This window comes from Streptomyces sp. NPDC033229 (genome assembly GCF_055576875.1).
In genome coordinates this window covers 17,583-30,480 of sequence record NZ_JBVIQR010000010.1, presented here as the reverse complement: position 1 = coordinate 30,480, position 12,898 = coordinate 17,583, and the positions used below count along the sequence as shown (strand labels likewise).

General features: G+C 71.2%; 11 protein-coding genes. 3 read left to right on the top strand and 8 right to left on the bottom strand.

The annotated features are described in order from the left end of the window. A complete protein-coding gene (locus tag ACZ53N_RS11605; protein ID WP_130878901.1) occupies positions 1–360 on the bottom strand; it encodes an NADH-quinone oxidoreductase subunit A in 360 nt (119 codons plus the stop codon). 741 nt (positions 361–1,101) lie between these two features. Between ACZ53N_RS11605 and ACZ53N_RS11600 the strand changes: the two genes are divergently transcribed. From ACZ53N_RS11600 to ACZ53N_RS11590, 3 genes are all read left to right on the top strand, one after another. Continuing rightward, positions 1,102–1,935: a C40 family peptidase gene (locus ACZ53N_RS11600; RefSeq protein WP_469140706.1), complete on the top strand. Its 834-nt coding sequence runs from the start codon at positions 1,102–1,104 to the stop codon at positions 1,933–1,935. Positions 1,936–2,138: 203 nt separating this feature from the next. After that, a complete protein-coding gene (locus tag ACZ53N_RS11595; RefSeq protein ID WP_469140705.1) occupies positions 2,139–2,900 on the top strand; it encodes a class I SAM-dependent methyltransferase in 762 nt (253 codons plus the stop codon). Positions 2,901–3,088: 188 nt separating this feature from the next. Beyond that, a complete protein-coding gene (locus ACZ53N_RS11590; RefSeq protein WP_469140704.1) occupies positions 3,089–3,529 on the top strand; it encodes a protein-tyrosine phosphatase family protein in 441 nt (146 codons plus the stop codon). 30 nt (positions 3,530–3,559) lie between these two features. On the opposite strand, the gene ACZ53N_RS11585 is transcribed toward ACZ53N_RS11590, so the two are convergent. From ACZ53N_RS11585 to ACZ53N_RS11555, 7 genes are all read right to left on the bottom strand, one after another. Then, positions 3,560–4,837, bottom strand: a complete 1,278-nt coding sequence (locus ACZ53N_RS11585; protein WP_469140703.1) for a geranylgeranyl reductase family protein — start codon at positions 4,835–4,837, stop codon at positions 3,560–3,562. A 108-nt stretch (positions 4,838–4,945) separates the two neighbouring features. Beyond that, entirely contained in the window at positions 4,946–7,255 is a 2,310-nt protein-coding gene (locus tag ACZ53N_RS11580) for a hypothetical protein (protein ID WP_469140702.1), read from the bottom strand. Between the two features lie 181 nt (positions 7,256–7,436). Further along, positions 7,437–8,135 (bottom strand): demethylmenaquinone methyltransferase, encoded by a 699-nt coding sequence (locus tag ACZ53N_RS11575; RefSeq protein WP_130878895.1) that lies wholly within the window; start codon positions 8,133–8,135, stop codon positions 7,437–7,439. Between the two features lie 386 nt (positions 8,136–8,521). After that, positions 8,522–9,136 (bottom strand): Uma2 family endonuclease, encoded by a 615-nt coding sequence (locus tag ACZ53N_RS11570; RefSeq protein WP_469140701.1) that lies wholly within the window; start codon positions 9,134–9,136, stop codon positions 8,522–8,524. Positions 9,137–9,244: 108 nt separating this feature from the next. Further along, complete coding sequence (locus tag ACZ53N_RS11565; protein WP_469140801.1) at positions 9,245–9,691, bottom strand: imidazolonepropionase-like domain-containing protein; 447 nt, start codon at positions 9,689–9,691, stop codon at positions 9,245–9,247. Positions 9,692–9,701: 10 nt separating this feature from the next. Then, positions 9,702–10,913 (bottom strand): cyclic dehypoxanthinyl futalosine synthase, encoded by a 1,212-nt coding sequence (mqnC, locus tag ACZ53N_RS11560; RefSeq protein ID WP_469140700.1) that lies wholly within the window; start codon positions 10,911–10,913, stop codon positions 9,702–9,704. An 86-nt stretch (positions 10,914–10,999) separates the two neighbouring features. Next, positions 11,000–12,643 (bottom strand): serine/threonine-protein kinase, encoded by a 1,644-nt coding sequence (locus ACZ53N_RS11555; protein ID WP_469140699.1) that lies wholly within the window; start codon positions 12,641–12,643, stop codon positions 11,000–11,002. Between the last annotated feature and the right edge of the window lie 255 nt (positions 12,644–12,898).

The window sequence follows — 12,898 nt, the reverse complement described above, 5'->3', positions numbered from 1 at the left end:
CTAGTCCCATTCCAGGCCGCCGCGCCGCCAGACATAGGCGTAGGCGACGAAGACGGTGAGCACGAAGAGCAGCATCTCCACGAGCCCGAACAACCCCAGGGCGTCGAAGGTGACGGCCCAGGGATAGAGGAAGACGATCTCGATGTCGAAGACGATGAAGAGCATCGCCGTCAGGTAGTACTTGATCGGGAAGCGCCCGCCACCGGCCGGCTGCGGGGTCGGTTGGACGCCGCATTCATAGGCCTCGAGCTTGGCGCGGTTGTACCTCTTGGGCCCGATGAGCGAGGCCATGACCACGGAGAAGATCGCGAAGCCTGCTCCGAGGGCTCCCAGTACGAGGATGGGCGCGTAGGCGTTCACCGCTCCTCGCTCCTTCCAGTCGACGCTGACTGCTGGCTGACCGGACCCGGCGGGCGCACCGCGCTCGCATCCGGGGGCCGTGGCGTCGCCACGAAGATCACCCCCATGTGAGGCAGTTCACAAGCCCGGGTCGCCTGCATCCTATGCCCGCCGGTCTGTGATCTGCGACACGGGGTACGCGCCGGTGTTTGTGATCTCCGCCACCTGACGAACGATCATCAAGTCGGATGAGCAGTGATCTTCATACGCGAAGCGGCCGAGTGATCACGAGAGGTGACATTCAGGGGCGTCCGCGCTGGTGGGAAGGGGTGAGCCATTATCAAGCCATGGCCGGTGCAGGCAAATTGGCAATGATCGCCGTCAACTGATAAGGGATTGCCACCCGGTGGGGCGACCACCGTCACCCACGACCCCCGATCGCGGTACACGACCCGGTTCGCACCCCCGGCCCGCGAAGGAGGCCTGGGACGGGAGAGGCGTGACGTCCGCCACGTGACGGCGGGTTTCCCGGGTGAATTAGAGGGGAAGCCTCGACGGGAGTGCTCTAAAAGTGATAGGCCGTCCAATGGGTGGCACGGATGGCCAAATGCCATGCTGAGGAACATGATCACGGATCACGGCCAGGTCACGGCCGCGATGACACCGGGGGCGAAAAGTCCGAATTCCAGGCGTGCGCACGGAGATTGTGGCGCACGCCACTTTTGTTGATCTCAACCTACGGGGACTGATAGCCGTTATTCCATGTCCCCGAACGCGCAGATAACCAGCCACCGGAAGCCCCGCCGTGCGACGCAGTCCTGGGTGGTCCGCACCGGCGTTGCAGGCGGTGTCCTCGGCACCCTCGCGGTGACCGGGGCGGCGGCCGCCAACGCCGCCGAGAAGCCCGTCGAGTCGACGATGGAGATGCCGGCGATCAATGCCGCTCTCGCCGCCTCCATCACGCAGAGCGCCGCCTCCACCCACCAGGCCGCCTTCGACTACGAGGTCCAGGCGCAGCAGGACAAGGCCGAGGGCGAGGCCCGCGCCGAGGCCAAGAAGGTCAAGGAAGAGGCCGACCGCAAGGCCGAGGCCGAGAAGAAGGTCGCCGAGGCCAAGGGGAAGGAGGCCGCGCAGGCCCGCGCCTCCCGCACCTCCGACCGTTCGGAGCTGAGCACCAAGACCGCTTCCGCCGACTCCACCGAGGCCGCCGGTTCCACCTCCACCGCCGGTTCCTCCGCCACGGGTTCGGCCGCGACGCTGGTCTCCTACCTCCAGGCGCAGGTCGGCAAGGCGTACGTGATGGGCTCCACCGGCCCCTCCTCGTTCGACTGCTCGGGCCTGGTCATGTCGGCCTTCAGCCAGATCGGCATCGACCTCCCTCGCATCTCGCAGGACCAGTCGACGGCGGGCACCGCGGTGTCCCTCGACAACCTCCAGGTCGGCGACATCCTCTACTGGGGCGCCGCCGGCAGCGCGTACCACGTGGGCGTCTACATCGGCGACGGCAAGTTCATCGGCGCGCAGAACCCGAGCACGGGCGTCGTCGAGCGCTCGCTGAGCTACTCCCCGCCGACGGGTGCCGTTCGCGTCATGTGACGCGGGTACCCCCAGCATCTTTGTGAAGGCCGCCGTTCCCCTCCGCTCGGGACGGCGGCCTTCGGCGTGTGCGCCGGGCTTCGGCGTGTGCGGCGGGCTTCGGCGTGTGCGGCGGGCTTCGGCGTGTGCGGCGGGCTTCGGCGTGTGCGGCGGGCGCCGGGAATTCGCTGGTCCGCCGAGGGATTTGCCGTGACAATCCCGGTATGTCACGAACCTTTGAGGAACTGGTGGCCGAGGCCGAGACCGTCCCGGTCGACGGCTGGGACTTCTCCTGGCTGGACGGCCGGGCCACCGAGCAGCGCCCCTCCTGGGGCTACCAGCGCACCATGGGCGAACACCTGGCCCGCGCGTCCGCCGCTCTCGACATCCAGACGGGCGGCGGTGAGGTCCTGGCCGGGGTGCCGAAGCTGCCCGCCCTGATGGTGGCCACGGAGTCCTGGCCGCCGAACGTCGCGAAGGCGACCGAGCTGCTGCACCCGCGCGGGGCGGTCGTCGTCGCGGACCCCGACGAACCTCCCCTGCCGTTCGCCGACGCCGCCTTCGACCTGGTGACCAGCCGACACCCCGCGACGGTGTGGTGGTCGGAGATCGCCCGGGTGCTCCGGCCCGGCGGCACCTACCTCGCCCAGCACGTCGGACCGGCCAGCGTCTTCGAGCTGGTCGAGTACTTCCTCGGCCCGCAGCCCGAGGAGATCCGGCGCAGGCGCCACCCCGACGACGAGCGGCGGGAGGCGGAGGCGGCCGGCCTCCAGGTCCTCGATCTGCGGCTGGAGTCCCTGCGGACCGAGTTCTTCGACATCGGTGCGGTGATCTACTTCCTGCGGAAGGTGATCTGGATGGTCCCCGGCTTCACCGTCGACCGGTACCGCGACCGGCTGCGGGAGCTCGACGAGAAGATCCGGGCCGAGGGCCCCTTCGTCGCGCACGCCACCCGCTTCCTGATCGAGGCCCGCAAGCCGGCCTGACGCGACGCCGCGGGCACGTCCCAGGGGGTGCCCGACGGGTCTTCGGCCGCGGGCCGTCGTTGCCGCCTGCGGCGGCGAGCGCCCTGCGGCTGAGCCCGGTCAACCGCTTGAGGACGCGACCCCGCGCCGGCCGGGCCCCGGGCGTGAACCGCTCTCGGATGCGCCCGGAGCCGAATATCGTGGCGGGTGTGAGGGAGACCTGGGATCCGAGCGCCGCCGGTGTGCTGAGGCTGCCGTCCGGGCGGCTCGTGCGCGGGCGGGGGCTGCGGCGGGCCCTGCCGGCCGGGATCACGCCCACGTTCGCCGTGTATCTGCTGGGCAAGCAGCCGCCCGAAGTGCCCTGGGAGTACCGGTGGTTGCGGTGGCCGGACTTCCGACTGCCCGCCCGCGACGTGGATGCCCGTGGACTGCTGGGCGAGGCGTGGAAGCGCGCCGGGGGCGAGCGGGTCGAGGTGGCCTGTGGTGGCGGCCGGGGGCGGACCGGGACGGCTCTGGCTTGTATCGCCGTACTCGACGGGGTGCCGGCCGACCGGGCAGTGGCCTTCGTCCGCGAGCACTACGCCCCGCACGCCGTCGAAACCCCCTGGCAGCGGCGGTACGTACAACGCTTCGCCGACGGCCCGGCGTAGGCGCGCGCCGGACGCGCGCGCCGGCCGCCGTCAGGAGCGCGGTGCCACCTTGCTCAGCCCGTTGATGATGCGGTCCATCGCGTCGCCGCCCGTCGGGTCGGTCAGGTTCGCCAGCATCTTGAGCGTGAACTTCATCAGCAGCGGGTGCGTCAGGCCGCGCTGTGTCGCGATCTGCATGACCTTCGGGTTGCCGATGAGCTTCACGAACGCGCGGCCCAGCGTGTAGTAGCCGCCGTAGGTGTCCTTGAGGACCTTCGGATAGCGCTGCAGGGCCAGCTCGCGCTGGGCGTAGGAGGAGCGGGCGTGGGCCTGGACGATGACGTCCGCGGCGAGCTGGCCGGACTCCATGGCGTAGGCGATGCCCTCGCCGTTGAACGGATTGACCAGGCCGCCCGCGTCGCCCACGAGCAACAGCCCGCGCGTGTAGTGCGGCTGGCGGTTGAAGGCCATCGGGAGCGCGGCGCCGCGGATCGGCGTCGTCATGTTCTCCGGGGTGTAGCCCCAGTCCTCCGGCATCGAGGCGCACCACGCCTTGAGGATCTCGCGCCAGTCCAGCTCCTTGAAGGAGCTGGAGGTGTTCAGGACGCCGAGGCCGACGTTGGACGTGCCGTCACCCATGCCGAAGATCCAGCCGTAGCCGGGCAGCAGCCGGTCGGTGGCGCCGCGCCGGTCCCACAGCTCCAGCCACGACTCCAGGTAGTCGTCGTCGTGGCGCGGGGAGGTGAAGTACGTCCGGACGGCCACGCCCATCGGGCGGTCCTCGCGGCGGTGCAGGCCCATCGCGAGGGAGAGCCGGGTGGAGTTGCCGTCGGCGGCGACCACCAGGGGGGCGTGGAAGGTGACCGGCGTCTTGTCCTCGCCGAGCTTGGCGTGCACGCCGGTGATGCGGCCCGTGCGGTCGTCGATGACGGGCGCGCCCACGTTGCAGCGCTCGTACAGCCGGGCGCCGGCCTTCTGGGCCTGGCGGGCGAGCTGCTCGTCGAAGTCGTCGCGCTTACGGACCAGGCCGTAGTCGGGGAAGGAGGCGAGGTCCGGCCAGTCGAGCTGGAGACGGACGCCGCCGCCGATGATGCGCAGGCCCTTGTTGCGCAGCCAGCCCGCCTCCTCGGAGATGTCGATCCCCATGGCGACGAGCTGCTTGGTGGCCCGCGGCGTCAGGCCGTCACCGCACACCTTCTCGCGCGGGAACGCCGTCTTCTCCAGCAGGAGGACATCGAGCCCCGCCTTGGCCAGGTAGTACGCGGTGGTCGAGCCGGCAGGACCCGCCCCGACCACGATCACATCGGCGCTGCGCTCTGAGTCGGTCACGGTCGGCTCTCCCGTTCGGCGAGGGGCTGGTCACCGCCGAGTCTATGAGCCGGACGGGCAGGGGCGGCCAGTGGCCACCCCGTACCCTCCCGTGCGGACCGCCCTTCCCTAGTCGAAGTCGAGCGGGGCGACCCGCCAGTACCGCACGGCGTTGTCGAAGATGGTCCGCGTAGCGGTCCAGTTCTCGTCGTAGTCCTCGTACTGGATGGCGTACTCGGTGCCGGTTTCGTCGATGTACGCCTGGTCGATGGCGCGCACGAGGCGGCCGGAGCCCTTCTCCTTGTACGTCCACTCCCACAGCGCGCCCTGCTTGCCCTGGAACGTGTTCGTCGTCAGCTGGACCCGCTGGTAGCCGTCCTGCCGGGAGACCACCTTCTCCAGCTCCAGGAAGTGGTCGTTCGCGGACTTCCCGAGGTCCTTGACGATGCCGACGCGCACGTGGCGCATGCCCGTGGAGCCCACGAAGTCGATCTGGCCGCTGCCCTTGTCCAAGCGGTGCCAGCCGTCGGGCAGCACGATCGAGAAGCCCTCCGGGGCGATCGTCGTCGTGTACCCGCTGGGCAGGTCCTTCTCCGGGACGGGCCCGGCGGGCCCGTCGTGGAACGGGGCCGGGGAGGACGGGGACGTGCCGGGCGAGCCGGACGCCTTCGCGCCGTTCGCGGGGCTCGCGGCGGGCTTGTTCGCCTGGGCGGTGCCGGTTCCGCCGCCGCTCTTCTCGTCGTTCTTCTTGTTCATCAGCAGCACACCGCCCGCGGCGGCGCCGCCCACCACGAAGGCGGCGAGACCGATGGCCACCCACATGAAGATCCGGCTACGGCCGGTGCGGCGCAACGGGGTTGCGGCAGGGGCTGCCGGGGCGGGCGGGGTGACGTCCGTGACGGCCGTCGGCACCTCGGGGGTGGTGGGTGCGGCAGGGGCCGCGGGAGCCGCAGGGGCGGCGGGGACCGCCGGGGTCGCCGGGGCGGCCGGCGGCTGTGCGGGCGCTGCAGGAGGTGCGGCGGGCGCGGCGGGCGCCGGCCACGGCGTCGGCGGCACCGGCGGTGCCGGGTAGCCCGGCGGGACGCCCGGTGTCGTGTGGCCGGAACGGGTCAGGGCCGCGGCCAGGATCACCGCTCCCGCCGTCCACAGCAGGCCGAACAGCAGGGACTCACCGACGTCCGGCCCCAGCCGGCCTCCCCCGGACTGGGAGCCGTAGCCGAAGCTCGTACCCGCCGACATCTTCATCTCCGCGCCGGAGACGAGGGACAGCAGCCAGAACGCCCCGAGGAAGAAGGCTCCGGAGAGCGCCTGTTCGCGCCGGTCGGCCGAGCGCCGTGCCAGCAGGAGGGCGAGGATCACCGCGCACACGACGCCCATCGCCAGCGCGCCCGCCTGGGCCCAACCGCCATAGGTGTCACCGAGTTCGGAGAGCCCGAAGGTGCCGCCCTCCTCGCCGCCGCGCCCCTTGGCGGCCGACGCCTCCACGCCCGCGCCCCAGGACAGACCGAGCGCCATGAGCGCCAGGTTGACGAGGACCAGCAGCGAGGCCACCACGCCCCAGCCGGACACATCGCTCTCGTGCGAGGCGACGACCACGAACACGACGACGGCGCAGAGCGCGACCGACAGCCCCAGGGCACGCAGGGCGGTTCCCCACGCCCGTACGGCCATCAACGCGCCCGCGCCGCACCGTGCGACGAGCTCCTCGCGGCACAGCACGCTCGCGCTCACCGCACCCGACAGCGCGAACGTGAACAGCGCGGCGAGCACCGGGGTGGTGTCGACCGTGAAGAGCTTCATGTCCGGCTGCCCGTACAGGCCGAGCGCCAGCACGACCCCGCCCGACAGCAGCCCGATCCGCAGCGCGGCCTCCGCGCCGCCGCCCGCGCCCTGGGGCCGGGAGCGGCGCAGCAGTCGCGCGCCGAGGGCCACGGCACCCGCCCACGCGAGCGTGAACGTCAGCAGCCATACGGACAGCGAGCCGCTGCCCTGCACGAACATGGTGACGAGGCTGCCGCCGCGGCTGGTCTCCACCTCGAAGGTGCCGCCGAGGCCCTGCATCAGCACCGCGATGACGACCTGGAAACGGTCACTCCAATGAGCGAAGTCCGCTTCCTCGTAGTCGTCCGAGGAGGGGAGGGAGACCGCCAGCGCGAGGACGAGCAGGAGGGCGGTCGGCCACAGGACGGCCTTGGCCGAGCCCAGCCAGTCGCCGGTGAACGTCCGACGCAGGAAGAGCGCGCCGGGGGTGGGCTGTGCGTAGCCGCCCTGCGGCGCGTAGGCGGGGGGCGCGGGTGACGAGGGCGGTGGTGGCAGTGGCGGTGCCGCGGGTGGCGCGGACGGCGGCGCGGCCGGAGCGGCCGGGGTCGCCGAGGCGGCGGCTGGGGTCGCCGAGGCAGCCCCACCCGCCTCCAGCGGGCGCTCCCGGCCACACTTCATGCAGAAACGCGCGTCCTGGACGAACGCGGAACCACAGGCAGGACAGAACGACGGCAATGGTGCTCCCGTTTTCGGGCGGGCGGTTCGGATGGGGGGTGCGGATGATCGTACAGATCACGCACCCTGCCCATGACAAACCGTCAATATGCGCCCGAATTGCGGGGTATGCCGTACCCAAGGGTTACCCGGCGTGCTTGATCCCCCGGTGCAGAGCCACGACTCCGCCCGTCAGATTGCGCCAGGCGACCTTCGACCAGCCGGCCTGCTGGAGCCGTGCCGCGAGCGCGGCCTGGTCGGGCCAGGCGCGGATGGACTCGGCGAGATAGACATACGCGTCGGGGTTGCTGCTGACGGCCGTCGCGACCGGCGGCAGGGCCCGCATCAGGTACTCGGTGTAGACCGTGCGGAACGGCGCCCACGTGGGGTGGCTGAACTCGCAGATCACCACGCGCCCACCGGGCTTGGTCACCCGCAGCAGCTCGCGCAGCGCGGTGTCGGTCTCCTGCACGTTGCGCAGCCCGAAGGAGATCGTGACGGCGTCGAACACGTCGTCCGCGAAGGGCAGCCGGGTGGCGTCACCGGCGGTGAGCGGCAGCCACGGGTGGCGCTTCTTGCCCTCGCGCAGCATGCCGACGGAGAAGTCGCACGGCACGACGTAGGCGCCGTCGGCGGTGAAGGGCATCGAGGAGGTGCCCGTGCCGGCCGCGAGGTCCAGCACCTTCTCCCCCGGCCGCGCGGCCACCGCGCGGGCCACAGCCTTACGCCACAGACGGGCCTGGCCGAGCGACAGTACGTCGTTGGTCAGGTCATACTTCGCCGCCACGTCGTCGAACATCGCGGCGACTTCGTGCGGCTGCTTGTCCAGGGATGCTCGGGTCACGCTCCCATTGTTCATGGTGCGCGTCCGGCGGGGGGCGCCGGTACCCCCATTCGCCTGGTCGAGGACGGCCCGCTCCCCTTGGCGGGCCGCCGCCTCGCGATGCCGACTGCGCCGCCCCGGAAACCCCCGCTTCCCGGGACCGCCGGCCCTCTGCCTGACCGCCCCCTCGACGGCCGCTGCTTCCTCCGGCGTGCGCGTCCTTGCGGCCCGGCAGTACGTATGGCTGCCCGGGCCCTCCACAGGGCGCATCGCGAAGCGGCCTGAGCGGCCGTCCCCGCGGTTTCCATCCTGGCGGGTGAAGCGGGAGGAACGGCTCCCTTTGATGCGGCTCTGACGTGCGGCGACGGCGTCCTGACGGATCACTGACGGTGCAGCGAAACCGCCCGTCAGAGCTTGATGAGCTCAGCCAGGTCGATCACGACGGGGAAGGGAAAGTCGGTTTCCAGCTTGCCGGTGTGACACGGACGCTCGGGGCGCGGGATGTATTCACCCCGGTCACGGTGGAGCCAGAATTCGTGCACCTCAGGAAGGTGGTCCTCACCTCGCTCCACGCGCCAGTAGTACGGCACGCCTGCCGCCGCGTACAGGGCAGGCTTACGGACGCGGTCGTCCTGGCGCGAACCCGGGGAGACCACCTCGACCAACAGAGCAGCCTTCTCGACGGGGATGCACTCCGTCTCAAAGATATTGAGGTCCAGCTTGTCGAAGACAACGACATCGGGGACCGGGGGGTTGTAGTCGTCGATGAGGACGCACTGTTCGGAGAGAGCGGCGTAAGGCTCACACGCGGCTTCGGCCAAGCGCCCCTCGATCCTGCTCCGCACCTGGTTGTGCCATAGAACCGTCCTCCCCCGAACCACGATCACTCCGTCCACGAGTTCCCAGTCGAAGGGCAGCTCCAAGTCCTTCACCTGGTTGAACGTCCAGCCCTCCGGAGGCGGGAACATCCAGTTCTCAGGAGTGGCCTTCTCCAGCCGTTCTGCGCTCATGACTGCTCCCATGGACGCGAGTGTGGACGTAGGTACGGTTCGCGGTCCTACATACGACGGTAGTGCCACCCGAAGTGATGATTACCCGTAACGCCTTTGACGACGCACGGCCGCAGGCCGTCAGGCCCGACGATGCACCAACCGCCCGCCCAGCACCGTCGCGACGCACCGCCCGTCCTCGGTGAACGCCGCCAGATCCGCGCGCCCGGCCTCGGCGATCGCCACCGGCCGTACCCGCCCCAGGACGGCCACACCGACCCGCCCCGCCGCCGCCCGCAGCTCGGGATCCGCCACGTGCTCGGCCAGCACCGCCCCGCCGCCCCGCTTGAGCACCTCGTGCACCCGCTCGCGCGGGCTGGGCGCGTCCGGCAGCGGGCCCTCGTGCACCAGCGCCGGGCCGAGCGTGCCGGGCCACTTGCGCACCCGCGCGCCCGGGAACCGCTCCAGCAGCTCCGTGAGCGGGCCGACCGCCGCGATCCGGTCGCCGTCGACGGCGACACCGCCGTCGGCGATCGGTTCCGCGTCCCAGGTGCGGCGCACGAAGGGCGCCGTGTGAAGCGTCAGCACCACGCGGCCCTCAGTCGGAAGCGACGAGCTTCAGCTCGGGGTGCGCCGTGCCGCCCTCGATGGCCGTCGAGGACAGGTGCGAGACGACCCTGTCGTCCACCGGGTCGTTCGCCGGGTCGTCGTGCACGAGCAGGTGCTCGTACGTCGTGGCGCGCTGCGCCGGGACCCGGCCCGCCTTGCGGATGAGGTCGATGATCTCCATGCGGTTGGAGCGGTGCTTCGCACCGGCCGAGGAGACCACGTTCTCCTCCAGCATGATCGAGCCGAGGTCGTCCGCGCCGTAGTGCAGGGAGAGCTGGCCGACCTCCTTGCCGGTGGTCAGCCACGAGCCCTGGATGTGGGCGACGTTGTCGAGGAAGAGCCGCGCGATGGCGATCATGCGCAGGTACTCGAAGAGCGTCGCCTGCGTCTGGCCCTTCAGGTGGTTGTTCTCGGGCTGGTAGGTGTACGGGATGAAGGCGCGGAAGCCGCCCGTGCGGTCCTGCACGTCGCGGATCATCCGCAGGTGCTCGATCCGCTCGGCGTTCGTCTCGCCGGTGCCCATCAGCATGGTGGAGGTCGACTCGACACCCAGGTTGTGGGCCAGCTCCATGATCTCCAGCCAGCGCTCGCCGGACTCCTTGAGCGGCGCGATGGCCTTGCGCGGCCGCTCCGGGAGCAGCTCGGCGCCCGCGCCCGCGAAGGAGTCGAGACCCGCGGCGTGGATGCGGCGGATGGCCTCCTCGGCGGTGACGCCGGAGATCCGGGACATGTGCTCGATCTCGGAGGCGCCGAGGGAGTGGATGACGAGCTGCGGGTACGCCTTCTTGATCGCCGAGAAGTGCGTCTCGTAGTACTCGACGCCGTAGTCCGGGTGGTGACCGCCCTGGAACATGATCTGTGTGCCGCCCAGGGCGACGGTCTCCTCGCAGCGGCGCAGGATGTCGTCCAGGTCGCGGGTCCACACCTTGTCGCTCTTCGGCGCGGCGTAGAAGGCACAGAACTTGCACGCGGTGACGCATGCGTTCGTGTAGTTGATGTTGCGCTCGATGATGTACGTCGCGATGTGCTCGGTACCCGCGTAGCGCCTGCGGCGCACGGCGTCGGCCGCCGAGCCCAGCGCGTGCAGCGGCGCGTACCGGTACAGGTCGAGCGCCTCCTCCGGGGTGATCCGGCCACCGGCGGCGGCCCGGTCGAGGACGGCTGCGAGATTGACGGACGTGAGGTCGGCGGTCTCGGTCACCGGGCGTCCCTTCGGAGGGGTTGTGTACGACGATTCACCCTACGCCAGGGCCTTGACAGGCCGGTGGGTCAGGGCAGTGGGGGCGGTCAGCCGACGCTCTTGGCGAGCTTGGACGTGGGTTTGCCGCCCTTGGGGTCGTCGGAGGCGAACGACAGCTTGCCGTCCGCTTCGAGGGTGTAGGTGACCGTGGACGTCTCGCCCGTGCAGAGCGGGCTCCGCTCCCCGTCGGTGACCTCCTCCAGCGTGAGCTTCCGGTCGGTGGCGGAGATCAGTTTCGCCTTGCTGCGGCACTCCACGACGTTCAGCACGGAGTACTTCGTCCGGATCACGTACGTGCCCTTGGCGCCGCCCGTGATGGTGCTGGTCATCGTGCCGTTGGGGGTGCCGTTGGACTGCAGGACGTTGCCGGTCCAGGTGCCGCGGAAGGCCTGCGGCACGTCGGACGCCGTCGGCGCCGACGAGGCGGTCGCGGACGGCTTCCGCGCGGCCTCCTTGTGGGCGTTCCTGCCGGACCCCGGCAGCAGGTCGAAGACGAACGCCGCCGTCGTCGCCGCGGCCAGCGCCCCGGCCACCGACAGCACGAGCGTGCAGCTCACCCGCCGTGGTCTGCCCGGCTCCCGGTCGCGGCCGCTCGCGCCGACGGACAGCGCGATCTTCTTCTCGCCCTGCCCGGCCGTCGTCCCCTCCGCCGGGGGCCGCGGCCGCGGGGGCATCGGCGGGTACGACGGCTGTGTCAGCTCGTGTGCCCGCGGGCGGTCGTCCGCCAGGCCCCTCCCGTACGACGGATCGGGCGGCCCGAAGCCGCCGCCCGTCGCTGCGGCCTCCGCGGCCGGCTCCAGGTCCAGGAGTTCCACCGCCCGCACGCTCACCTGCTCGACCAGCGGTGCGGGCAGCCAGCCGGGCCGTACGAGGGGCAGCGCACCGGGCGCCGTCGCGAGCCGGCGGACGATGTCGCCGGGGGTGGGGCGGGCGGCGGGGGACTTGGCCAGGCAGTCGGAGACGAGGGCGCGCAGATCGCCGGTGAGGTGCGGGCCGAGCTCCGCGGGCTCGTGGACGACCTTGTAGAGGAGGGAGGCGGAGTTGTCGCCGGAGAACGGCGGCCGGCCCGTGGCCGCGTAGGCGAGGACCGCGCCGAGGGAGAAGACATCGGCCGCCCCCGTCACCTCCTCGCCCAGGATCTGCTCGGGCGACATATAGCCGGGCGAGCCGATGGAGACGCCCGTGGCGGTCAGGGACGCGGTGCCGTCCGTCGCGCGGGCGATACCGAAGTCGATCAGCCGGGGGCCGTCGAGGGCCAGCAGCACGTTGGAGGGTTTGACGTCCCGGTGCACCAGGCCCAGCGCGTGCACGGCCGACAGGGCCTCCGCGAGGCCCGCGCCCAGCACCCGCACGGTCGGCTCCGGCAGCGGGCCCGTCTCCGTCACGGCCTGGGAGAGCGCGGGGCCCGCCACATAACCCGTGGCCACCCACGGCACGGCGGCGTCCGGATCGGCGTCCAGCACCGGCGCCGTCCACGCGCCGCCGACCCGCCGGGCGGCCTCCACCTCGCGCCGGAAGCGGGCCCGGAACTGGTCGTCGAGCGCGAAATGGGGGTGGACGACCTTCACCGCCACCGTGCGGCCGCCCGCGCTGCGACCCAGGTAGACCCGGCCCATGCCGCCCGCTCCGAGCCGGCCCAGCAGCCGGTAGGCGCCGATGACCTGCGGATCCTCGGACAGAAGTGGTTGCATCGGGCTCCCCGTCTCCCCCTGCGGCGGCCGGTACGGCCCCGGAAATCAGCCTATGACTCAATTCACGACGCCCGGCAGGAACCCCGCAGCCTGGTTTGCCCATCTGCAAGGTCGGAACAAACCGTCATGTCCTTCGGGGCAGCAGGATCATCCGGAGCGACGCGATGCCGCACTCACACGAGGGGGCCTACCGGTCCCAGGGCCACCACCGGGCCTCTCGCGCCAAACGATGGATCATCGTTGTGGCGTCGATAG

Coding starts and splice junctions, on each gene's coding strand:
- ACZ53N_RS11600 (WP_469140706.1), top strand. CDS start 1,102: ATGTCCCCGAACGCGCAGATAACCAGCCACCGGAAGCCCCGCCGTGCG.
- ACZ53N_RS11595 (WP_469140705.1), top strand. CDS start 2,139: ATGTCACGAACCTTTGAGGAACTGGTGGCCGAGGCCGAGACCGTCCCG.
- ACZ53N_RS11580 (WP_469140702.1), bottom strand. CDS start 7,255: ATGAAGTGTGGCCGGGAGCGCCCGCTGGAGGCGGGTGGGGCTGCCTCG.
- ACZ53N_RS11570 (WP_469140701.1), bottom strand. CDS start 9,136: ATGGGAGCAGTCATGAGCGCAGAACGGCTGGAGAAGGCCACTCCTGAG.
- ACZ53N_RS11555 (WP_469140699.1), bottom strand. CDS start 12,643: ATGCAACCACTTCTGTCCGAGGATCCGCAGGTCATCGGCGCCTACCGG.